This window comes from Gemmatimonadota bacterium (assembly GCA_009838845.1).
Lineage (GTDB): Bacteria > Latescibacterota > UBA2968 > UBA2968 > UBA2968 > VXRD01.
The window spans coordinates 48779-71714 of sequence record VXRD01000029.1 but is presented as its reverse complement, the minus strand read 5'-3'; the positions used below and the strand labels follow the sequence as shown (position 1 = coordinate 71714).

General features: G+C 52.9%; 19 protein-coding genes. 1 reads left to right on the top strand and 18 read right to left on the bottom strand.

The annotated features are described in order from the left end of the window. Positions 1-23: 23 nt before the first annotated feature. Complete coding sequence (locus F4Y39_04640; GenBank protein MYC12996.1) at positions 24-866, bottom strand: phytanoyl-CoA dioxygenase family protein; 843 nt, start codon at positions 864-866, stop codon at positions 24-26. A 180-nt stretch (positions 867-1046) separates the two neighbouring features. Here F4Y39_04640 and F4Y39_04635 point away from each other — a divergent pair, with 180 nt between their 5' ends. Beyond that, a complete protein-coding gene (locus F4Y39_04635) occupies positions 1047-2849 on the top strand; it encodes a hypothetical protein (protein MYC12995.1) in 1803 nt (600 codons plus the stop codon). A 94-nt stretch (positions 2850-2943) separates the two neighbouring features. Here the strand turns inward: F4Y39_04635 and F4Y39_04630 are convergent, their stop codons facing one another. The 17 genes from F4Y39_04630 to F4Y39_04550 form a co-directional block, all read right to left on the bottom strand. After that, positions 2944-3687, bottom strand: coding sequence for a hypothetical protein (locus F4Y39_04630; GenBank protein MYC12994.1), 744 nt, complete (start codon positions 3685-3687; stop codon positions 2944-2946). Beyond that, positions 3650-4126, bottom strand: coding sequence for a hypothetical protein (locus tag F4Y39_04625; protein MYC12993.1), 477 nt, complete (start codon positions 4124-4126; stop codon positions 3650-3652). Before F4Y39_04625 ends, F4Y39_04630 begins: the two co-directional genes overlap by 38 nt. A gap of 62 nt (positions 4127-4188) precedes the next feature. Continuing rightward, positions 4189-4680 (bottom strand): CocE/NonD family hydrolase, encoded by a 492-nt coding sequence (locus tag F4Y39_04620; protein MYC12992.1) that lies wholly within the window; start codon positions 4678-4680, stop codon positions 4189-4191. An 8-nt stretch (positions 4681-4688) separates the two neighbouring features. Then, a complete protein-coding gene (locus F4Y39_04615; protein ID MYC12991.1) occupies positions 4689-5546 on the bottom strand; it encodes a sugar phosphate isomerase/epimerase in 858 nt (285 codons plus the stop codon). A 15-nt stretch (positions 5547-5561) separates the two neighbouring features. Next, the gene (locus tag F4Y39_04610) at positions 5562-6404 is read right to left on the bottom strand and encodes a phytanoyl-CoA dioxygenase family protein (protein ID MYC12990.1); all 843 of its coding nucleotides are present in this window, start codon (positions 6402-6404) and stop codon (positions 5562-5564) included. A gap of 55 nt (positions 6405-6459) precedes the next feature. Beyond that, positions 6460-8031, bottom strand: coding sequence for a sulfatase-like hydrolase/transferase (locus tag F4Y39_04605; protein ID MYC12989.1), 1572 nt, complete (start codon positions 8029-8031; stop codon positions 6460-6462). Between the two features lie 28 nt (positions 8032-8059). Further along, positions 8060-9694, bottom strand: coding sequence for a sulfatase-like hydrolase/transferase (locus F4Y39_04600; protein MYC12988.1), 1635 nt, complete (start codon positions 9692-9694; stop codon positions 8060-8062). A 10-nt stretch (positions 9695-9704) separates the two neighbouring features. Then, complete coding sequence (locus tag F4Y39_04595; protein MYC12987.1) at positions 9705-10643, bottom strand: aldo/keto reductase; 939 nt, start codon at positions 10641-10643, stop codon at positions 9705-9707. Between the two features lie 13 nt (positions 10644-10656). Further along, entirely contained in the window at positions 10657-11505 is an 849-nt protein-coding gene (locus F4Y39_04590) for a hypothetical protein (protein MYC12986.1), read from the bottom strand. A gap of 67 nt (positions 11506-11572) precedes the next feature. After that, positions 11573-14083: a PDZ domain-containing protein gene (locus F4Y39_04585; protein ID MYC12985.1), complete on the bottom strand. Its 2511-nt coding sequence runs from the start codon at positions 14081-14083 to the stop codon at positions 11573-11575. 170 nt (positions 14084-14253) lie between these two features. Beyond that, complete coding sequence (locus F4Y39_04580; protein MYC12984.1) at positions 14254-15570, bottom strand: sulfatase-like hydrolase/transferase; 1317 nt, start codon at positions 15568-15570, stop codon at positions 14254-14256. Continuing rightward, a complete protein-coding gene (locus F4Y39_04575) occupies positions 15567-16013 on the bottom strand; it encodes a sulfatase-like hydrolase/transferase (protein ID MYC12983.1) in 447 nt (148 codons plus the stop codon). Before F4Y39_04575 ends, F4Y39_04580 begins: the two co-directional genes overlap by 4 nt. Positions 16014-16075: 62 nt before the next feature. Continuing rightward, positions 16076-17422, bottom strand: coding sequence for a sulfatase-like hydrolase/transferase (locus tag F4Y39_04570; protein ID MYC12982.1), 1347 nt, complete (start codon positions 17420-17422; stop codon positions 16076-16078). Positions 17423-17444: 22 nt separating this feature from the next. After that, entirely contained in the window at positions 17445-18593 is a 1149-nt protein-coding gene (locus F4Y39_04565) for an ATP-binding protein (GenBank protein ID MYC12981.1), read from the bottom strand. Positions 18594-18663: 70 nt separating this feature from the next. Next, entirely contained in the window at positions 18664-20004 is a 1341-nt protein-coding gene (locus tag F4Y39_04560) for a sulfatase-like hydrolase/transferase (protein ID MYC12980.1), read from the bottom strand. 40 nt (positions 20005-20044) lie between these two features. Next, a complete protein-coding gene (locus F4Y39_04555) occupies positions 20045-21517 on the bottom strand; it encodes a sulfatase-like hydrolase/transferase (GenBank protein MYC12979.1) in 1473 nt (490 codons plus the stop codon). 3 nt (positions 21518-21520) lie between these two features. Continuing rightward, positions 21521-22936: a sulfatase-like hydrolase/transferase gene (locus F4Y39_04550; protein ID MYC12978.1), complete on the bottom strand. Its 1416-nt coding sequence runs from the start codon at positions 22934-22936 to the stop codon at positions 21521-21523.

The window sequence follows — 22936 nt, the reverse complement described above, 5'->3', positions numbered from 1 at the left end:
TTTATTGTGTCCTCATAGAAGCGTCAGGTGAGGTAGTGCGAGGGTGTCCTGAATTCGTGGGATTTCTCGTATTCGCTCGAGGGATTCGCATTCCGAACCTCTTCGGGTACGTCACCGTCCCACCAACTGGGCGGATTGGGAAAGGAAAAGACGTCGTGCCAGGCAAGGAGCAGCGTTCGGCGTTCAGCTGTCTGGTTGGGCCACGCGCCGTGGAGGACACGCGCATCTGCGATGACCAGATCTCCGGCGTTTAAGGGGATGTCTATCGCCTCGGGGTAGTCTGCAAACGCGGGATGCGTCAGGTCGTCGATTGCCTGGATCTCCGATCCGTGAGCTTTGGGCAGGATGTCGTGCAGTTCGTGGCGTTTCCGATGGCTGCCGGGGATCATGCGCAGGCATCCATTCTCGCGCGTGGTGTCCGTCAGGTAGTAGGACAAGAAGATGCGTATCGGCCAGGGCGTCGCGGCCTCGGGGCTCTGCCATTTCATGAAGTCCTGATGCCAGTAGAGGGGCGGACCATATCCGGGCTTGGACAGGATGATCACGGTGTCGTCCGATACGAGATTCTCGAGCCCAATTTGTCGGCAGGCTTTGAGTTGCGCAGGCTGATCGATAATCTCCGCGGCGATCGGATCGGGAAACCGATTCTCGGCTGTCGGCGTTCCCTCACGCCATCGGCGTTCCGTGTTGACGAAGATATCGCTGCCCTGGTACCGGATTTTGTGGGGAACTGTCACGCGTTCGAAGATGCGGTCGGACCATGTCCTGAGCCTGTGCAGCAGATCCGTATCCATCACACCAGGTACGATGGTATAGCCCGATTCGACCAACTCCCGCCGCTTTGTCAGCGCCTGCTCATTCGTCATGTCTCAATCCTTTCGGTTATCAGGGATATTATACCTAATTATGCGAGCTTTTGTTCAAAAAATATGCCGGTTGCACGATGGATCAAAAACATGGCAGCAGGCTCGTCAAAAGTCAGTTGGTAGTCAACGCCATCGAGCTTATCTTCAATGAGCCGTCTTCAGCCATTGAGGAGGTCAACTATGGTAGCGGATACAGAACTCCGCAAACAGCACCAGCGTGATGCGATCCTTAGGGATCGTATGCGGAAGGCATTTGACATGGCGTACGACACGGATGCTGCGCTCATCGTCCGCTGGAATCCGTTCTTTCCCCGTTTCAACGGCCACACCGTCGCCCAGCAATCCCTGGACTACGCCATCCTCCTGCTGCTGTCCGACGACCGCACCTACGGGACGGACGATGCCGGTGAGGCCAACCGTATCATTCGCCGAATCCTGGACCACCAGGACCTGCGACCGAAGTCCGAGACCTTCGGCAATTTCTTCTGGATGACCCACTGGGACCGGGTTAAAGACAAGAACGCCGTTTCCTTCCTCACGATCGGCCTGGTCTTCACGTACGTCAACTTCCAGGACAAGCTGGAGGATGACACGAAGGCTGCGCTCGAGCGCGCCTTTCCAAACGCGTTGCTCGGCATCCGTGACCACAAAGTCCGATGGCAGTACACCAACATCTACTTTCTCAACCTCGGCGGCCTGGTCAGTCTTGCCCGTGTGCTGGACGATCCATCGATCCACGCCGAAGCGGTGGCCGACTTCAACACCTGGGTCGAAGGCACTTCGGAGGACGGCTTCCACGAATTCAATAGCCCGACGTACACACCCGTCACGCTATCAGGTATGGAAGCGGCGTGGGCTTACACGCCAGATGGCGAGTTCAAAGACAGGCTGCGGCGCACCATGGATTTGATCACCTATCAGATGGCGCTCAACCTGATGCCCGGTGGATTTCTGGCGGGTGCTGCCGCAAGGGCTTACCAGGGAGATGTGCTGAACGGTTCAATCGGGGCTGCTTCGTATGCCCACGTTAAATTTGGCACCCCTGCTCCGGCCGAGCTTGCGGTCCTGATGCCGAGCCTGTTCGACTACGTACCGCCGGAACCTGTTCGGTCCCTGGCGAACGAGATGGCGGATGGAGCCGAAATACTCGATCGGGGAATCTCGCTGGGTAGTCGTCGGACCCACGTCATTACGCAGGCTTACGGGCTGGCATCTCAGAGTTTACAATCTGTGGGCGGCCACTCGCCTCCGTCGTATATCCTGCTGGTCCGGAACAGCAAGGCCCTGCGACCCAGTGTCCCATTCCTTCCGGACGAATCCTTTACGCATCAGCCGTGCGCCACATTCCTGTCGCGTCAGAACGGCAGTCAGGTGGTCGGCAGACTGTACTACGATCTGCAGGAGGAGCAGCGAAGTAAGTTTCTGGACGATCCTACGTTCATTTGTGAACCTCGCGTCCTGTTCGGACTGAGGGATCAGATCGAGTCCGTTCGCATTGGCAATGTGGATTGGGGCGGAAAACCCGTGAGCCTTTTGCCAGGGCAATCCGTGGCTGTTTCCTATGGAGATATCTACCTGGGTGTTGTCGTCCTGCTGCTAGACTGTGACGGTCAAGCGATTCGTAGCCGCGCGACGCTGGCCTATGGCGAAGACGGTGAACTGCGCTTGCGAGTCAGACTCCACGGGGGAGAGGATGTGCAGCAGGAAGATAACCCGCTCGTCGCTCTGCTCTACGTCGAAGTTCAGGTTCCCGAGGAGAGCGATTCGCTCGAGACATTTGCCGACCAGTTGTCGGGCTGGCAGCTTTCCGATCAGAGCGACGGAGAGACGGTCTCCTTCTTGGCCGAGCACGAAGATGGCGCAACCATCGCCTATCCCTACACAGAGGCGGATCCGGATCCGATGGGCGATGCTCTGCACCTATCGCCCGGGCTTGCGCTCCAGCCGGGAGACTTTGTCAAGCTGGTGAACGGGGACCGGTAATTCCCAGTCCAGTTGCCAGGCCGAAATGTCTGGAATAATCATTCTGAGTTGTGGTATTTTTTTGTTGGTCAGAATGATCTCCTTCCTCCTTGATTTACAGAACGTATTGCGGGATCTTCATCAATTCACCGTTCTTAAGTGCCGACTCGTGGGCGACGATGCCGCCGACCGTCATATTCAGGGATTGAGCAATGTCTATAAGGGGGTCGCGATCCAGCAGAATCGCCTCGACGAACTCGCTCATCAGATAACCGTGGGAACCTCCATGGCCACCGGCACCGACCCCTGGAGGAAGCGGTGGACGAGTGATGGCTGGCGGCACCTGATCCTTCTGGCCACTTCGAAACTCGCCGTAATAGGTCCCCTTTTGCGTGCGTATCCGGCCTCTTTCCCCACCCTGCCCCGGCGTATCCCAACTGACCGCCATGCGGGCCATGCCGCCTTCGCTGGTGCGAAACAGGGCGATTTCAGTTCCAAACGGGTTTTGAAATTCATTGTTCTCTGGCTTCAGGTGATCGATTGAGCTTGGTATGCCCATGCATGAAACCTCGGTGAAGCTGCCACCGGTCACCCCCACATAGTAAGCATTCGAATGTGTGGGATACCACTGCGGGGGCAAGCCCGTTCGCCACCCCCTATGCGCAGATAGCGGCGTGCCAAAGTAGTGCCAGTATTCGCCTTCGGCGTAGATAACCTTACCCAGGTCTCCGGCCCTGTACATCTCCCGCATGCAATAGAGGTCATGATGAAAATAGGACGTTTCAAACATCATATACTTGCGACCTGTCGTCTTGACGGTCTCAAAGAGCGCATCGGCATCCTCCAGGGATCCAAACACAGCCGGGACAGCCGAAGCGACATGCTTGCCAGCCTTGAGCGCTTCGATGGCGCCGGGCGTGGCTCGGCGCATCGGTGGCAATAAAGACGGCCTCGAGCGAATCGTCATGGATCATCTCTTCACACGAGGAATACGTCGTCTCGCAGCGGCATAACTTTGAAAGTTCGGCACACTTATCGGCATCCAGATCGGCAACGGCAGCGACTGTCACATTTGGGTGGTCCTGAAAATGGAATTTCGCGCCGAAACTACAGACGCCGTAGCCTGCGATGCCTACCCGGATTTTTCGGTCGGAAACAGGTTGCCAGTTCTTTGCGGCCTCTGTATCGGTTACCGCTTCCTCAAATCCCTGGATCTCGACTGCTCCAGTGGTGGACTTCGGCGGGTCAGGTGTTGTCGCTCCAGCGGTCTGAACGGATTCTCTGCTCGCCGGACTCATATACGTTCTCCTTTGCAAGATTCATCACTCATCGGAATTATTAGGCTGTACATAGATCCCCATCAGGTCGCCGGCAGCAGGCGGATTGTCAGAAATCCTGTGATTCCCGACCAGGAGTGCCCATGGATCCCTACTTTTCCGTTTGACCAGGGCTGCTTGACGATCCAATTTTCGATAATCTCGTATCCGTCCTTGATATTGCGTTCGCTAAAGGCGGCAAACGCCCCACCCGAAGCGCCAGTCCCGCGCAGCGACGCACTCACAGTGATGTAGCGCTCCCCGTAGCGATCGCTTCTATATACCGGCCGGCTCGCTTGAGGATAACCGCTCATCTCCAGGATGGCCGGCCACTTTTGAATCTGATCCTGCGGATCGAATCCTTTTGGGTACCCTACAGCTACAGCGATCTTTACACCATCGGACATCGTGGCATAAGTAAACTCGACGTAGTTGCCGTCCTTATCCAATTTGATATCGGCAAAACACCAAACCGGAGCGGCAAAAAGGACAAGTAGGAAGACGATTACATTTTTTATGTCGTTTGGTCGCAGCATACGGGTGATTAACTTCTCTGCACAGCAAAACCGGCTTCTTCGAGAAGGTGTATGATTCGGTTGGCGGCTTTAATGTAGTTCTCTCGGCCGGAGACGTGGAATTTCTGAGAATGAAGCAAGTGCGGCTCTACGGTGATACAGCCTGAGTAGTTCATTTGGCAAAGGCGTTTGAAGATTTCGGGATATCCGCATTTTCCGTCGCCAGCAATGCAGTAGGTGCTGGTGTCGCCAGGTTCTCGAATGTCTTTGACGTGGACATTGGTGATGTAATTTTTCAATTTTTCAAAAATGTCGATTCCAACTTCGCCGTGTGCACCAAAGTTGCCGGGGTCAAAGTTGAGTCGGAAATTCGGGGAATTAACAGCTTGAAGTGCTCTTAAACATTCGGAGGCGGTGCAGACGGCGGACGTTTTATTGGGTGGATTTTCGAGTATAAGGATTTTATTTTCCGCGGCAGCTATTTCGGTCATTGCGGTGTACATTTCAATGGCGATTGCAAACCAGTCGGTTCCTGCGTCGCCTTTTTTATATCCCATCGTGCGCAGTTGGATTGTGCCAACGTAGTCGGCACGTTGAACGGCGCGGGTGATGTGCGATATGTCCTGTGCGCGATTGGCTTCGTCGGGTACTGTGCGACCCACCTGACCGAGATAAGTGGTGACGGTAAAACCCCGTTCTTTGACACGGTCTGCGACACGGACGAACGTGTCGTCATTCATCTGGTCAACCATTTCACCATAGGCCGCACGCAGTTCAATAAATTTGATGCCAAGTTCATCAAGCACATCCAAACCTTCGTCCAGATCCCACGATGGACTGGGTTCGTCGTTAACACCGGCAATGCAGACGGTTGGAGTTGTGTTCATAAAAACCTTCTTTGATTAATTTTTGAGGTCAGCAGCGTCTTCAGCACTCCACTGTTCCCACATCAGCTCATCTGGTTGCATAAATCCACTGTTGGCTCGCCGAAATACATTTGCATCTTCGCCCAATAGACGCAGCAATCGACGATCTCCAGTCGCTCGCGCTCGCGCTTTGACAGCCTCAGAAATCGGCCCAGAATAATTGGCTCTGTGTTTGAGCCAGGAGTGATTCATCGTTAAAAAGAAAAGGTATCGGTATTCCTTTGAGTAATTGGCTGTTCCCGAGTGTACGATAGCATTGTGAAATACGGCGATATCTCCAGATTTGGGATAAAGGATCACTTCGTCGGGATGGGGTTGCTTTCTTTCTTCTTGTGTTAAAGTCAGGGCTTTCATGTGAGAACCTGGAATAATTCGCAGGGGGCCAATTTCATCATCGAGATCCTGTAAATAGCTCAGGGCATTGAAGAGTAAAGGTCTATGGTAGATGCCTTCTTGAGGAAACTCGGCAAACATGTCCCGGTGAAAACCCAGTACCGGGTTTGTGTTTGGGTCCTGTGGTGCCGTGCGCCGGTATGTGATGGATTCGAGTTGGACATGAGGTCCGACGATCATTTCAGCAAAGTCCAGGAGGCGCTTATTTGACAAGGCTGAGAGAATGAGATCGGGTTTGTGTTCTAACACATCGACAAAGACCTGGGGCCGGCTGCCATCGGGAGTGGGGATGCGATCACCGATTTCTTCAAATGAATCCCGCATGGCTTTGACCCAGACATCGTCCAGCATCTTTGGGAAAAGTGTAAATCCAACTGTTTTGAATTCGTCAAGATGTTCCTGGAGAGATTTGATATCTTCTCGCATTTTCAGTCTCCTGGTGATTTAGTTTTCAATGGGTTTGTTGCGCGAATCTGTACTTCTAATGGGCTCCGATCACCACCAGGTCACGCGGTGGTAGCGGGAATTCCTGGAGCATGACGCGGTGCATCATTTCCTTCATCAGTTGCTGACGCGCCTGCTGATACGCCGGATCATGCACGACGTTGACCAGTTCGCTGGAATCTCTGGTGAGATCGAAGAGTTCTTCCCCGTCATCGCGCCCCGGCGTGATCGAGTAGCGGAACTCACGGTTTCGCAGTGTCTCTTTCCAGGGAAACTTCATGATCCCTTCATGGAAGGGCGACTCGCACAGGCCGCCGAATGACTCGGAGAATGCCGACTGCCGCCAGTCCGAAACCCGCTTTCCCTTGCACAGAGGCATCAGCGAACGGCCGGCACATAGCGGATGGCCATCGCCAACTCCACGCCGCGACAGGGGCCTCGGGTGCTGTTCCAGAAGCGTTTCGTGCATATCCAACACGGTAGGACAGATGTCCTCGTGCTGTACGAAGAGGTCGCAAGTGCTACCCTGCTTCAGGCCTGGTCCGGCTACAATCAGCGGGATGCGGATGACGGCGTCGTAGTGTCTGGCGGATTTTCCACCCAGATTGTGGTCCATGAGCATTTCGCCGTGATCGGAGACGAAGATGAAGTAGCTATTCTCCATCCTGCCGACCTGTTCCAATCGTTCCAGGATGCGGCCGATCTGTTCGTCGATGTGGATAAAATCGGCGAAGTAGAGCTTGCGGTAGTAGCGCCAGTTGGGGATCCTGTCAGGTCCATTCCAGTGGTCCGTGCCGTAACCGACAGGGTCGGGGATGAGATCCTCGTTGACCATCTCCAGGAATCGCGCAGGTGGATGAAACGGGGGGTGGGGCTGCACATAGCTGATGTGGGTGTATAGAGGTTGATCGGCGGGCGTTTCATCGATGAAATTCAGGGCCTGTTCCGTAATCCAGTTGGTCTGAGAAATCTCTTCAGGGAAGGGCAGGGGGTAGTAGCCTTCGGTTCGGGTTTTGTTCCCTCCGTCATCGCGTTTAGCCCATGCCATTTTCTTCTTTGCCCGGCGCATCCTTTCGGTCAGGTTGACCTTCCGCTCGCCATACGAATCGTAATAAGGCAACTGAGAATTCCAGTTCGCCGGGGTTGACATGATTGCATCATAGTGTTCGGGATGCTCCTTTTCGATCCAGTCGTGCCACTCGCCAGTCCGGTTGTCCTCGGTGTTGTGCACCACATCCCAGCCATATTCCCGGTAGTCCGGGTATGGGTAGTATTCCGAGTCAAAGGGATAGAAGTGGATCTTACCAAACGCGCCGGTTCGCCATCCGGCCATCTGCAATGTCTTCATGAAGGTGGGGATGTCGGGATTGAGCCGGTAGCCATTGGAGAGCAGACCGTGGCCGCGGCTGGTGAGTCCCGTGGCAATGCCCGCCCGAGCCGGACAGCAGACCGGGTTGTTGGAAAACGCATTGGTGAAGGTCACGCCCATGCTCTGGAGACGTTTCAGGTTCGGCAGGTCACAGATGCCGTTCAGGGCCGCTTCCAACCACTTTGCCCCCATCTGATCGACCATGAAGAAGATGATGTTGGGTTTGTTGTTTGGGTTCATCGATAAGTCACTTTTTTGTAAAATTTTTTTAATGAATACCAAACCAGAACAGATCACGTGGAGAAACGGGATAATCCTGACGGATAATCTGTTCCATCAGGCGATCTTTCAACTCGCGGCGTAAAGAGGCATGCTCCGGATCGTTGATGAGATTCTTCTGCTCGTGTGGATCCGTCTCGAGGTCGAATAGCTGCTCGCCGTGTCCATCAGGATAAAACGTGTATCGGTATCTGGATGTGCGTACGGTGCGCGCCCAGGCTCCCAGAGTCCCTGGACCGAAGCATGGAAAAGATTCAACATACGCCTCCTCCCGCCAATCGTCCGGCACCTCTCCACGACAAAGCTCGACTAATGACCTTCCTGAAATTGCTGGCGCCCTGTCGTCCAGGCGGCCACCAAAATGGCGAAAGCGTAGGTGAGGCAGGGGCACGCCGGTCATTTCGAGAATGGTGGGGCAGATGTCTTCCAGTTGCACGATTTCCTGGCATATGGCGTTCTTCTGCAGGCCGGGACCAGCAATGATCAGTGGCACCCGAATACCGCCGTCGTAGTGGCGTTCCTGTTTTTGCCAGAAGCCGTGATCACCGAGAAATTCACCGTGATCAGACACAAAAATGATGTACGTGCTGTCAAGACGCCCGGCGTCTTGCAAAGCCCTCCTGACCCGACCCAGTTGTTCGTCCAGGTGGGTAATGTCGGCAAAGTAGCAATGACGCTCGTGGCTGAGATCCGGTATCAAGGGGGGCTGTCCATCCGAACCGGGTGTAACAGCCATATCTTTCATCCAGGATGGTCGGTCGTCGCTCTCGCCGTGCAATACCCGCGCCATTTTCAGAAAGTATTCGGGCGCATCCGGATCGTTGAGCCAATCAGCCGGGACAGGAGCAGGGATTTTCTCCGGGTTGACGCGGTCCATGAATTCGGCTGGGGGACAAAACGGGCCGTGGGGCGCTACATAGCTGATATGGGCAAAGAAAGACTGATCCGAACCGGTATCGCGGATGAAATCCAGCGCCCTTGCAGTTATCCACGATGACTGCGATACCTCCTCGGGAAACGGCAGCGTATAGGCTTTGGGAGAGTTCTGGGGCCACGCCTCGGTGGGGTGTGGATGACGCTCTTTAGCGGCGCGTATGGCCGGTCTCAGATCGACGCCGTCGGGACCGTATTCGGCGTAACCTGGAACAGCGGGCCAGGCCGTTGAAAGGGCCGCTTCATAATGTTCAGGATGCGCCTCTTTGACCCAGTCGAGCCACTCGCCGGCGCGGTCATCCTCAGTGCCGTGTACGACATCGAAACCATAGGGGTGGTAGTCGTGTACGAGGCTTTCGTGATGCGGCCTGAGGTGCAGCTTTCCGAAAGCGCCAGTCCGCCATCCTTTCTTTTGCAGCGCTTGCATAAAGGTCGGAATCTCAGGGTTGAGCGCGTATCCGTTCATGATCAGACCGTGTGCTCTTGAACAAAGCCCGGTGGCAATCGTTGCCCGGGTAGGTGAGCATACTGGATTGCTGGAGAATGTCCAGGTAAAGAACGTGCCGTTTTCACGCAGCCAGTCCAGGTTCGGCAGGGCGCAGATTCCTCTGTCCCGAGCCACTTCGAGCCACCTGGCCGACAACTGATCGACCATGAAAAGGATGACGTTGGGTTTGTTTTGTGACTGCATAATGATTTCTCTATGCTGATTTTCCGGACGGGCAGATCGTGTCTATCTTGTCCAGGGTGGCTTTATCGAGTTCCCCATCGGCAGCGGCAGCGTTCTGTTTTGCCTGCTCGGGTGTCTTCATTCCGGGAATGGGGCAGGTAACGGCAGGATTGGCGAGGGTGAACCTGAGCGCGAAATCAACCATGTTCATGCCTTCGGGTACTAACTCGCGCAGTGCCGCAACCTTGTCGAGTTTGGCGAGGAAATCATCGCGTTGACTTTCTCCTGGGTTCCAGTGATCTCGAACCATGTCTTCAAACCTTGTATCTGCGGTAAATTTATCCGCCAAAAGACCCTGAGCTATTGGTCCTCGCAGTAATACCCCGATATTGTTGTCCAGACAGTGGGGGAGGATGTCATTCTCAGGCCTCCGGTTAAAGAGTGAGTAGTTGATCTGACACGATGCGCATGCGCCCTCTGAGTTGAGCGCTTTGAGCGAATCCAGATCGTTGGTGGATATCGCGTAGTGACGGATCTTTCCCTCTTTCTTTAACAACTCAAAGGCTTCGACAAAGATTTCGGGATGTTCCGGGGTTCCGATGTGACACTGATACAGATCGATATAGTCTGTATTGAGCCGGTAAAGGCTTGCGTGACAACAATTTATGATGCTGTATATCGTCTTGTACCCGAGAGGATCTCCCTGACGGCGTCCCCAGTTGCCAACCTTTGTCGCGATATAGACCTCAGATCGCTTGCTTTTCAGCGCTTTGCCTGTGTAGATTTCACTCTGACCACAACCGTAGCCATCCGCGGTATCAAACAAATTAACGCCCGCATCAAGGGCAGCGTTGATGGTGTCGAGGGCCTGTTTTTCTTCAACCGGGCCCCACTGTCCGCCGATGCCCCAGCATCCCATGGAGACAGCGCTTACATTCCACCCAGTTTTCCCAAGCGTTCTATACTGCATGATATTCCTCCGTTTATGATTTTTCCCGACGAGGCGTCACGCGCCAGTCGGTTCGCAGTTCGGCAACAAGGTCGGCGGGCGGCTGCATAAAACGCTTAACCCTTTCACTGGCTTTCGCTTGCAGTTCAGGCCCGGCCAATTCCCAGGCATTGCAGAACAGTCGCTCGCTTTTTGGAACAACGCGGATGTTCAGGGTGCGCCGGGGATCAGGCGTCTGATTTACGCCAGGGCAATGTAGCCCCCCCGCGTTTACAATGAGTAGATCACCCGGATCGCCAGTCGCCTGAATCTTGTTGCTGTCTGAATCCGGCTCGGGATCCATGATCTCGGGTTCATCGGCTTTAAAGCAATGGGTGCGCGGAATCACTTTTGTACCGCCATTTTTCTCTGAATAGCCGTCAAGTATAAAAAAGAACCACAGACCGTTGTGCATACCTTCTTCCGTGAGGCCGGGTCTGAAGTCGCGATGGAAGCGTCCCTGCCGCGCATCCGGATGATAGCGCACAGTATTAGCAATGAGATCTAATAAATAGTAAGTACCCATAGCACGTTCGCAGATCGCGTGAACGGTATCGTGGTCGAGAAGCTCTATGGCCGCTTCGCCCCACATATAACAGATGCGGGCATTTGGATTGATTGTGAAGTTGCGTTTCCCGTTTCCATCGAGAATGCGCACTTCTGGCAACTTCATCCCCCCTCGCCACTCGGCGATGTAATCATCCGCAGCACGCTGGGCGATATCCCGAAGAGGGTCGAGATACCCGGGTGCGATTTGCTCCCGCAGGATGACATAACCGTTTTCTTGCAGGTCGGCTACGTGTGCGTCCAATTCCTCGTCGCTCATTGGATGGACTGGTTGCATAGGTTGACTCCTTTCCAGTCTCTGTAGATGTGTAACAGTTTTGTAGGCGAGTTGAAATGTTTGTCCTTCAGTCTTTTTTTAACTCGGGAATATTGTTCGGCATAAAAGATATCTCTCGCATACCTTCGTCGCCCAAAAACTGAATTGTAACACCACCACCTATGGATAGCATGTGCTGCAAATCCTCAATATTTCTCACCTTCGCATTGTCCACAGACAAAATTACAGTATCGCCCAATAACCCTACCTGAGCGGCTTCTGACTCTGCTGGAACATCAATTACCAAAACACCATCATTGTGCTCTAATTCCACAGCCCCAATCACCGCAGATTCCCTACCATAATTTACCAGACTACGCAAGGTCGCCCCCATCCAGTCATACAGATCAGCATTGACATAGGTGCCCCAAAACTCAGCGTTTTTATCAAACGCTTGCCCCAGACCAGACCAGATGCGCACGTCAGATTTGAACCTCGAATCTTGCACACCAAATTGATCCATAGGGAAATTTTCAAATCCGACCTCAGATCCAAATTTCGCCCGATAATCTCCAGATGATGGATTGTAAAAACCTGGATCACATGTTTTCGAATGCACGTCCAGACCCAACGCCCTGTGATCTTCCGGAGGCTCATAAACCGCAAACAGATTTTCATCCACCAAATTATCTTCGCCCTGGCAACCCGCCATTCCCATTCCACGCGGTGAATAAGCTTCTCGACGAACAAGAATATTTCGCCGAACCACATCGCCGCTATTGGGATACCAAACGTGTGGGCTGAATAAGGTAGAAATATTGTTCTCTACAGTTCGAAAAAAGCCTTCACGCAACTTGATACCACCTTGCAAGCACAAATTGCCATAAATGTGATAATGCCCAGACCCATCGTCTAAATCAATATCGTATCCATGCGCACATTGAATCCGATTGTGGCGCAAAGCAATTGGATCGACACAATCCAGCTTCGCCATCGTGCGCATGCGGGCGAATTCTTCAGGTGTTGCCTCGCCCTTTAGCTTCATCCAGTACCGATCCCGTCCCCACGAATTATAAGCTCCGTGTTCTCGCGTGGTCATTGACGTATCAAAAATATCGTTCCATTCAATCACATGTCCACCCCAACATCCATCGTTCACATTGATCGCAGCACGCGGCACATCGTAAATACTATTATGACTGACTGTAATCTCTTTGGCCTTAGAAATGAACACACCGGCAATCTGTTTCTCTACACTGCCCAACTGCGTCATCAAATTGTCGTGAATCACACACCGGGCCGGATAATTATTGTTCTGAGGCCCTGCTTCTAAATCGACCAACTCCTGTCCTTCATCCAGCATTTCAGACGGCAACTTTGCCATACTCTCATTCTCAAATGGCCTGCCATTTACCATCGGTGTTTCACCCCGCATACCTTCAGGCCACCCCCACCAATGTGCCCATCGCGACCTCACGGCAGAATTATTTCCCTCAAGTAAAACAGCACTCGCACCCGTCTTTACAAACCGACACCCGCTCACAGTGACGTCCCGACTATAATCTTGAATAAAAACCCCATTCCCACCTATGCGCTCAAACGAGCAATTTTGAACGGTGCACAATTCAGCGCCTTCAAAAACAACAGCGCCTCCCCGATACACCTTCCAATCTCCACCACTTGGTATGACATCCGTTTCCATAAACGTGTAAGACGTATGGGTCAGTGTCAGCCCATCCAGAGTGATATAACAAACGGGGTTGTCCTCCGACCCTCGAAACTCAAACAAATGCCTCAGCACCACAGCTTCCACTGTGGCATCGTCAAGAGTCTGTCCTTCTTCAGGCTTGAAATACAGTGTATGAGTTTCTCGATCTAAAAACCATTCTTTAGGCGCGTCCAATTCTTCAAACACGTTTTCAATAAACATCCGCCCTTCAGCCAACACATCATACGGATTGGTTCTTCGCCCACTGTTTTGCCACCCACCTTCTACCTTCCGATCCTTCTCGTACTCAAAGGTGTAAACCCCATCTGGATCTTTTTCCAAAATACGAAAGTGCAATGTACCCCACCCCATCGACATCATCCCGTGTACAAAAGCACCCACCGGATTGGCATATCCTTTTAAGCGCGCCGAATCAATGGCATCTTGAGAGGTCTCTGGCGAAACCCATCGAATGCTGCCATCAAAAAACCCATCTCGCGGATCAGCATTTGGATAGCGACAGCGAACCATCTTTTCACCATTGATAAAAAGCTGATCAAAATCCAAGCCCTCAGGCACCTTAGCCTTCACCAGCCCATCTCCGGCGTTTTCCCAAATCAAGTTCACAGACTCTGCCCCACTAACAACAACCTCTTCGTCCTCATAAGCCCGATAAACAATGGGCGCATCTTTCGTCCCAGAATCTTCTGCACCAAAAATGAGCGTCTCGTTCAAATAGTAAGTTCCCTGTCTCAAACACACTGTTATCGGCCCGTTTTGTTTGCATGCACGAACAACCTCTTGCGCCCGTTTTAGCGTAGCAAGAGGTTGTTCTTCGGTGCCAGAATTTCTATCGTCACCTTTAGATGAAACAAAAAGCGTCTGCCCCATAAAATCACTCCTTATCATAACCTGTTTTTCGATCTCCATCGACTTCCTTAGACCAGGTCGCGTACAGTTCCCAGGCATTAATGCTTTTCATCTCTTATCCTGTCTCTGTGGATGTGTAAAAGGGCTGATCACGATATTCGGGTAGGAACCGCTGTTGTTATCACCCATCATCACGATCCTTTCGCCCGTTGAAACCAGTCAATGAGTTGGCTTTTAAGATCGTTATAAATATCAGGATATTGACTGGCCAAATCATTGGCTTCGCCAATATCCTGATCGAGCTTGTACAATTCAAATTGCAATTCTTCAATAACCGGAATAGCCTCGGCAAATTGCCCGCGATGATTAGGGCCTGTACCAACCAGTTTCCAATCGTCTTTTACCGCTCCCATTTTCCCAAACAAATCCCAAAACACATACCGCCCTGGCAAATCTTCTTGCCCATGTGATCTCAAATGCGCAAGCAAACTCACTCCATGAACTGGATGCTGTCCATTCATTTTGGGAATCTCAATGCCAGCCGCATCCAGCACAGTGGCAAACAAATCAAAATGCACAGCACCTGCATCAGATACCATCCCTTTGGGAATAACACCCGGCCACTGCATCACCGCAGGCACGCGGATTCCACCTTCATATGTCATTCCTTTTTGCCCGCGTAAAGGGCCATTATTGCCTGGAAATTTATCAATCATTGCACCATTATCGCTCAAGTAGATGACAAGTGTGTTATCTACGATAGCCAACTCATGCAATGTCGCCATGATTTTACCCACACCATCATCCATATGATCCAGCACCGCACAATAGTCGCGCTTGGGGAACTCAATACCGCGATCTTCATACTTTTTTAACCACTCGGCTTTGCCCGATGTTTTGGGTGCCTGTTCTCGCCACAAGGGACCATGCACAGCATTGTAAGGCACATAACAAAAAAACGGCTTATCACGATGTTTCCGAATAAAGTCAATCGCATAACCAGTAAACACATCCGTCAAATGATCTTCATGCACCATGGGCTGGTCATTGTGCAAAAGGCGACTACCATCAAAAGGCCAATAGGGGTGTGCACCACCCAAAAATCCGACAAATTCTTCAAAACCGCGTTCATTGGGCACATTGGGTGCATCATATCCCAAATGCCACTTGCCAAACATGCCAGTTTTATATCCTGCTTCCTTCAAAAACTCGGGTAAAAGTTTTACATCATCATGAATGCGCCTTGGCAACGTATCTGTTTTCTGCCCCGGCAGTGATGGGCCACGCCACATGCCGCATTCCAAAGAATACTGCCCAGAAAAAAGAGATGCACGCGTTGGCGCACAAAGTGGATTGACCCTCAACTGTGTAAAACGCACCCCATTTTTTGCAATCGCATCCATCGTTGGTGTATCGACCTCTGTATCCCAATAACAACCCGCATCTCCATACCCCTGATCGTCTGTAACAATGATGAGAAAATTTGGTTTTGTGGCCATAATGATCATTCCTTGAGTGCGGCAGCATCCTCAGCGATCCACTTCGATCCAGTCGTGCCACTCGCCGGTCCGGTTGTCTTCGGTGTTGTGTACCACATCCCAGCCGTGTAGTCCGGGTACGGGTAGTATTCTGAGTCAAAGGGATAGAAATGGATCTTGCCAAACGCGCCGGTTCGCCACCCGGCCATCTGCAATGTCTTCATAAAGGTGGGGATGTCGGGATTGAGTCGGTAGCCATTGGAGAGCAGACCGTGGCCTCGGCTGGTGAGTCCCGTGGCAATGCCCGCCCGAGCCGGACAGCAGACCGGGTTGTTGGAAAATGCATTGGTGAAGGTTACGCCCATGCTCTGGAGGCGTTTCAGGTTCGGCAGGTCGCAGATGCCGTTCAGGGCCGCTTCCAGCCACTTCGCCCCCATCTGATCGATGATGTTGGGTTTGTTTTGTGACTGCATAATGACTCCCCTGATGCGCTCTTTGAGCTTTTTAGTCGATAATCTTTGTTTCTACAGTCATTTTATTTTTCGAAAATTGTCCCGGGCCACGGGTAAGCGTTGGATCCAGCATCATCATCGATGGGGCCTTCCGGCAGTGTGGCTTGCCAATCCATGACCTGCTCTGACATCTGCTTGACCAGGGGCTCTTCAAATTTGGCGTGATTGACGAGTTCCATCGGATCTGCAGGAATGTTGTACAGCTCGACACGACTTCTGTCCGGGTTGAGAAGCAGCTTCCAGTCACCCTCGCGGATTGAAAGGATCGGGCTTTTGTGAAGGCAATGGCCGTGAACTCGAAATCGCCACTCCCACATCAACGGCGTCGTGCGATCTACCGAGTTACCTCGAAAGGCGGCTGTCATATCCTCGCCCTGCAGACCAATGTTGTCTGGAATGTCTATGCCAGCGATGGAACAAAAAGTAGGCAACAGATCTACGGCACATAAGGGCGTCGTGTTGTCAACTTTGCCTTTTGGTCCGCCACTGCCTGGCCACCGAAGAATGAAAGGGGTTCGCACACCGCCTTCGTAGAGGCTTCTTTTACGACCTCGAAAGGGACCAGAAGAACCGACGCCACTGTGTGACGCATTTCGGACGTGGATATCCTCAGGGCCGTTATCAGCTGAGAAGATGACAATCGTGTTGTCGGAAAGGCCCAGTTGATCCAGCCGATCCATGAGCCGTCCAATGTGGTAATCTGCGTTGGTAACGACAGAATAGTAGATGCGTAGTGCACCTTTGTGTTTGTCTTCCAGGCCCTGAGCGGTAAGATTCATATAGGGTTCCATCTGCTCCTCTGTAGGATCCAGAGTGGCGTGGGTGTCAAGCAACCACGCTTGAACAAAGAAAGGCTCATCCTGATGTCTTTCGATGAAGGATATGGTTTCATCTATAATTACCTCTGTAGATTGAGATCTGCCTTCGGGAATCTCAATGGGGGGTCCGACCGCATTGAATGTTTTGGATTCGTCAATTCCATAAGCCGTGGTATTAGGTGCTTCTTCGCCACTTCCCAGGTGCCACTTGCCAAAGTGGCCAACAGCATAGCCACTTTGTTGCAGGAGACCCGTGATGGTCGTTGCATCGGGATCCAACCAGTCTGGCATGCCGCGTAGGGCGTTCTGCTCGTGACGGGCAAAATGGCCATGTATGCCCCAGTGGGCAGGAAATCGACCCGTCATGACCGCTGCCCGGCTGGGTGAGCACACACCCGAGCAAACATAGAATTGTGAGAAGAGAATGCCCTGCGAAGCGAGCCGATCCAGATTTGGCGTTTTTACAAACTGGTGGCCGTAGCAACTCAAGTCACCCCACCCCCAATCGTCGGCGAAGACAAATACGATATTGGGTCTTTTCGATTCAGCCATTGCGGTTCTCCTTAATATCGATTCACGAATTCAGTGCATTGCAGATGACGGCAGGTGGCGCAACTGTTACCGTTTCGCTCAAGGCAAACGGTGCACCCACTGGTGCCGCCACCCAGGACTGATCCGGTTGGACATCGTCCTGCGCCGACCAGAAGCCGCGCTCGAGGCGGGGCGACGACGATGCTTTGATCTCCACCGCGACGAGCTTATTTCTCCGTCGGATCAGCAGGTCGATCTCAGCGCCAGCCGAGGTCCGGTAGAAGCTCAGTTCGGCGTCGGGCACCGCCGCGGCGATTTGCTCGATGACGTATCCTTCCCAGGAGTTGCCGCGAACCGGATGGCCATCCAGGTCGTCGAAAGAATCCAAACGCAGCAACCGGTGAAGGATGCCGGTATCTCTGAGATAAACACGGGGGCTCTTCACAAGGCGCTTCTTGACGTTGGCCGCGCAGGGCGAAAGCCGCCTTACCATGTAGGCCTGCTCAAGGATGCGGAGGTAATGTCCAACCGTCTTGCCCGTTACGCCCAGGGAAGAAGCCACTTTGGCGTGGTTCCACAGATCCCCGTGCAGGTGAGCGCACATCTCCCAGAATTGTCGTAGCGTTATCGCGGGTACGCGGATACCCAGTTGAGGAATGTCGCGTTCGAGAAACGTCTGGATGAAACTGTCCAGCCACGCCCGGCTCATTCCGTCTGATGGGGCCAGATAGCTTCGCGGGAATCCGCCTCGCAGCCAGAGCCTTGACTGATTCTCCACCCCGATCTCTTCTTCGACAAAGGGCGCCAGTTCGATGAAACCGATGCGACCGGCGAGCGTCTCAGACGACTGTTGGAGCAGATCTGGAGAAGCCGATCCCAGCACCATAAACTGTCCCGGAGAACCGGTCTCATCGCAGAGCCCGCGAAGTACGCGGAACAATTCGGGGACGCGCTGGATCTCGTCGAGGCAGACGATGTGATCCCGATGGCGGCGGAGGTAATCTTCAGGCTCGGCCAGACGTGCGACGTCGGAGGGGAGCTCAAGGTCGAGATAGTGTGACGCCGGCTGTTCAGCAAGCCACGTCTTGGCCAGGGTGGTCTTTCCACACTGGCGAGGCCCCAGAATTGCCGTGACAGGGAAGTACCTCGCGTATTCAGAGACCTTTGTCTGAATTTTTCTGTTGATGTTCATTCTTGTAATATGGGAGTCTGACTCCCGATTTGCAAGGATAAAACACAGTAGGCGGTAAGCCTTTACGCCCCTACGGTGCCAGGGCTTTCAGGTAGGTGGCGCCTTGCGTGTCGGCGTGTGCCTGGACCCAATCAGATAGTCGGTTTCGGTGATCCGTCAGGATCTGAATGAATTCAGGATCATTGGCGAGGTTCTTTGTTTCAGTGGGATCCGAAACCATATCGACAAGCATTTCTTCCGACGTACCATTGTAGTGGAAAATGGAGTACTTGTACCTGGCAGACCTTACCATTCTACCGCCAACAGTTTCGGCAACGACGAATTCCCGCCAATCGGGTTGCTCGCCCAGAGCAAGGGGTTTCAAGCTTCTACCGGGTAGTGAATCTGGAATTTCTCCTTCGGCAAAGTCGCATAACGTCGGAAGCAGATCGATCCCATTATTGACCAAAGCATCGATCTGACCTGGAGAAACTCTTCCAGGCCAACTGATCGTGAGCGGTACGTGTGACGACGCTTCGTAGAACGACCGCTTCATTGTCAATCCGTGTTCCCCATCATGATCGCCATGGTCACTTGTAAATATGACAACCGTACTCTCCCGCAGACCGGTGTCATCGAGCGCATCCAGTATCACACCCAACTGTTGGTCCAGGTCCTCCATATAAAAACGGTAAGCCGCACGGTAGGTCCGCCACTCGTGTTCGGTCCAGTGGATTGCACGCTGACCGAATCTTCGGTTGAGGCCGATTTCGATTGTCTCCTCGTCTCCCAGTGTCCCATCACGGAATCTCTGCATCCACTTTGGCTCATCCTGAGGGGGTGCGTGATTATCCGGCAAGGGAGGCAAGTTGTCTCCTGGATCCGAAGGATGTGTCGGCTTCCCATCCTCATCCAGGACTTTACATATATCGTGTGGATTAATGAACGATGCCCAGAGGAAGAACGGGCGATCGGAATCTCTGTTTTTGAGAAAATTAGCAGATCTCTCCGCAAGCTCATCCCTCTGATCGGTTGTGAGCGACTCAAATCCGAATTCCTCTGCCTTTTCTTTTGTGAAAACCTGGGTGCCCTCTACGTGCAGCTTACCGCCGGCGTACGTATCATATCCACAATTTCGGAGGAGTGTCCCCATCAATGGCGTATCAATATGGTCCAAAATCCGCGGATGTTCCGAAGCCATCCCCTTGGAGTTATGCTCCAGGCCATCAAAAGTGTGCGGCATATGGCCTGAGACCAGGGCGTACCTGAATGGGACACAAACTGGATTGGAAACGTAGGTGAGCTCGAATCTCTTACCACCTGCAGCCAGTTTATCCAAATTGGGCGTACTGACATAAGGGTCACCGGAATAGCTCGCCATTCTGTGATGTTGTTGGTCCGTTGTTATGAGAATGATATGCGGTCGTTCCATATCTGTTCCTTTCGCGTTGCGGACGAATTGTAGCAAGAGGTCAACGAGGGTCGCCAGCTTCAATTGTTCGTTCCAGCAGCCTGCTGCGCATTGCTTCTTCCCGATCTCGATAATCCGGATTTCCTGCCAGATTCACCAGTTCGCCCGGGTCGTTCTGCAAGTCGTAAAGTTCAGAACGATCATTCACATAATGTGCGTATTTCCACTTCTCGTTTCGAACCATGCGACCCCGAGAAAGGAAGAACGTTCCCGACTCAACCAGCGGCAATTCCGGTACGGGCTCCGTCCGACTTATGCCGGCTTTCAGCGCGTCCAGTTCTGCTTCTGGTCCTCCCTCTGGCAATGGCTGACGGCTGCCAACTTCCGCATAGGTACAGTCTCTCTCTGGAGCCATACCCGACATCATATCTGTCACACTTCTACCCTGAACACCCAACGGGATCGAGATTCCGCTACTCTGGAGTAATGTGGGCATCAAGTCGATTTGCTCAATCTGCAGTGCGTTTGTTGCACCATCCCGTGCATGTTCCAAACCCCTTACGATCAATGGGACCTGGACAATGCAGTCGTAGAATGCAGCTGTTTTCCGAATGAGTCCGTGTTCGCCCAGGTACTCACCGTGGTCACCTGTGGCAACAATGATGGTGTCGTCCCAACGACCAAGCGCTTTTAGTCCATCAAAGAATTTGCCCAGGCATTCATCCAGGTGCCTGAGCATGCCATAGTAGTACGCCATTGTCTGGCGCAGTTGCTCGTCATCCATGAGATGCAGCCACCCGCCGTGATAATAGACTTGCTGAACGAACGGTTTTGAGTCCAATTCACTCTCTGGTCTATGTGGGAGAGGCATGTCCTCTGGTCTGTACATCGTGGCAAAAGGTTCGGGAGCCCGATAGGGCGGATGAACATCGGAAAAGCTCAACCACACAAACGAAGGCTCGTCACCCTTCCGTTCGAGATAATCGAGGGCATGATTCACGTTGGCTCTTGCTGGCGTTTCAGCAGGATCGAAAGGGTAGGTTCCGCCATACCAGATTGGATTTGGGTGATCTCCCCAACGGAAACGTCTTGTTTGTGATTCGAACACGGATGGGTCGATGGGTATTGCAGGCCCAGGAAATGGCTTCCCATAGGCTTCTCGCTGCTTGTGCCGAAGTGGCGATTCTTCAATACACGCTTCAAATCCTGCAGTTTCGGCATCTGGAAAGCAGTGGTTTTTCCCAAATAGGCCACAGCCGACACCAGCATCTTTCAATAGCCCTGGCAGATGAAATCCTTCCTTTTCTTGCATCAACAGCGTGTTGTCTCTGGAACCTGTAACGCTGGGATAACGACCCGTGAAAAATGCGACCCGTGATGCGACGCAGAGCGGAGAAGGTACGGTGCAGTTTTCAAACCTGATGGCTTCGCTGGCAAAGCGATCCAGATGAGGTGTCGCTCCGACGGGATTGCCATAGCATCCCAATGCGCGAGCGGCAAGATGCTCAATGGTGATTACGACAATGTTTTTCATCTCTTAGCCCCCATCGACTTCCTCAGACCAGGCCGCGTACAGATCCTGCAGGCGTTCCACGACTTCGGGATGCTGATCGATCAGATCCTGGCTCTCTGAGGGATCTTCCTTCAGGTTAAACAGACAGGTATTCTGGAGAAGCTCTGTGCGTTCAACGATCCCATCGCAGGACGGCTCTTGACCTCTCCTGCCACCTTTATGCAACAGTTTCCAATCACCAGAGCGCACGGCATAACTATCGCCCCAGCGCCAGAAGAGGTCTCGCTGGTCTGCGATTTTTGTGACATCTTTTGGGATGGGTTGACCGTCCAAACCTTCTGGCTGATTGATGTCTGCCGCCTGTAAACAGGTCGGAAGAATATCGAGTGTTGAGATCGTCCTGTTACAGATCGTTCCAGATGCCGACTCATTTGGACGGGCGAGGATAAATGGCACGCGAATCCCGCCCTCCCAGAGCGTAAACTTGCTCCCGGCAAGCGGCAGGTTGCAGGCACCGGTGTTCGGTGCGCCTCCGTTGTCTGAAAACATGATCACGATGGTGTTGTCTGCAAGCGATAGCTGATCCAACGTGTCCAGAAGGCGACCGATATTGTCGTCGAGGCAATTCAGGTTCGCCAGATAGTATCTGCGAAACTCGTCGGCATTGATCTCGCCGAGGATTCTATACCTTTTGAACCAGTCCCCATACCCGCCCATGGTCTCCGGGTCGTAGTTTGGAATCTCCCTTACGCCGTGCTTGTCGAGGTATCGTTTGGGCACCTGGTGGATCAGGTGATGCACGGAGTTGTAAGAGAGTGTCACAAAGAAAGGTTCTTCCTGATGGCTCTCGAGAAAATCGATTGTCGCGTCGGTGAAGATTTCCGTCAGATACCCTTGCCCAAATTCTTTGTAATCCCGGTTGTGCATGAGCGGCCCAACAACCGCGCTGTGCCCTTTTGGATCGGGCGTGCGGTCTTCGATGTCTTTGGTGAGGAGGAAATAGTCGTGGCCGTGTGCCGAGAATCCAAGAAACTCGTCGTAGCCGTGGTTCAACGGATATTCGTGAGCCTCGTGATCGTGAAAGCCCAGGCCGTAATCGTTCTTGCCGAAACGCGCTGTGGTATAGCCGTTAGCCTTCATGATTTCGGCGATGTTCTTTTCTGTTTCAGGATGTCCGCAAAAAAAGGAAGATTTCGGATCCCAACGCACCTGGTGTCTCCCCGTATTCCATCCAGCACGCGAAGGGCTGCATACGGGAGCTGTCACATAGGCCTGTGAAAAGAGAACGCCGCGCTCAGCGAGCCGGTCCATGTTTGGCGTTTGCACGTCTGGCGCATGATGACTGAATGCAGTCAGATCGCCGTAGCCCTGATCGTCTGTAACAATGATGAGAAAATTTGGTTTTGTGCCCATAATGATCACCCGCTCCAATCCCCGCAT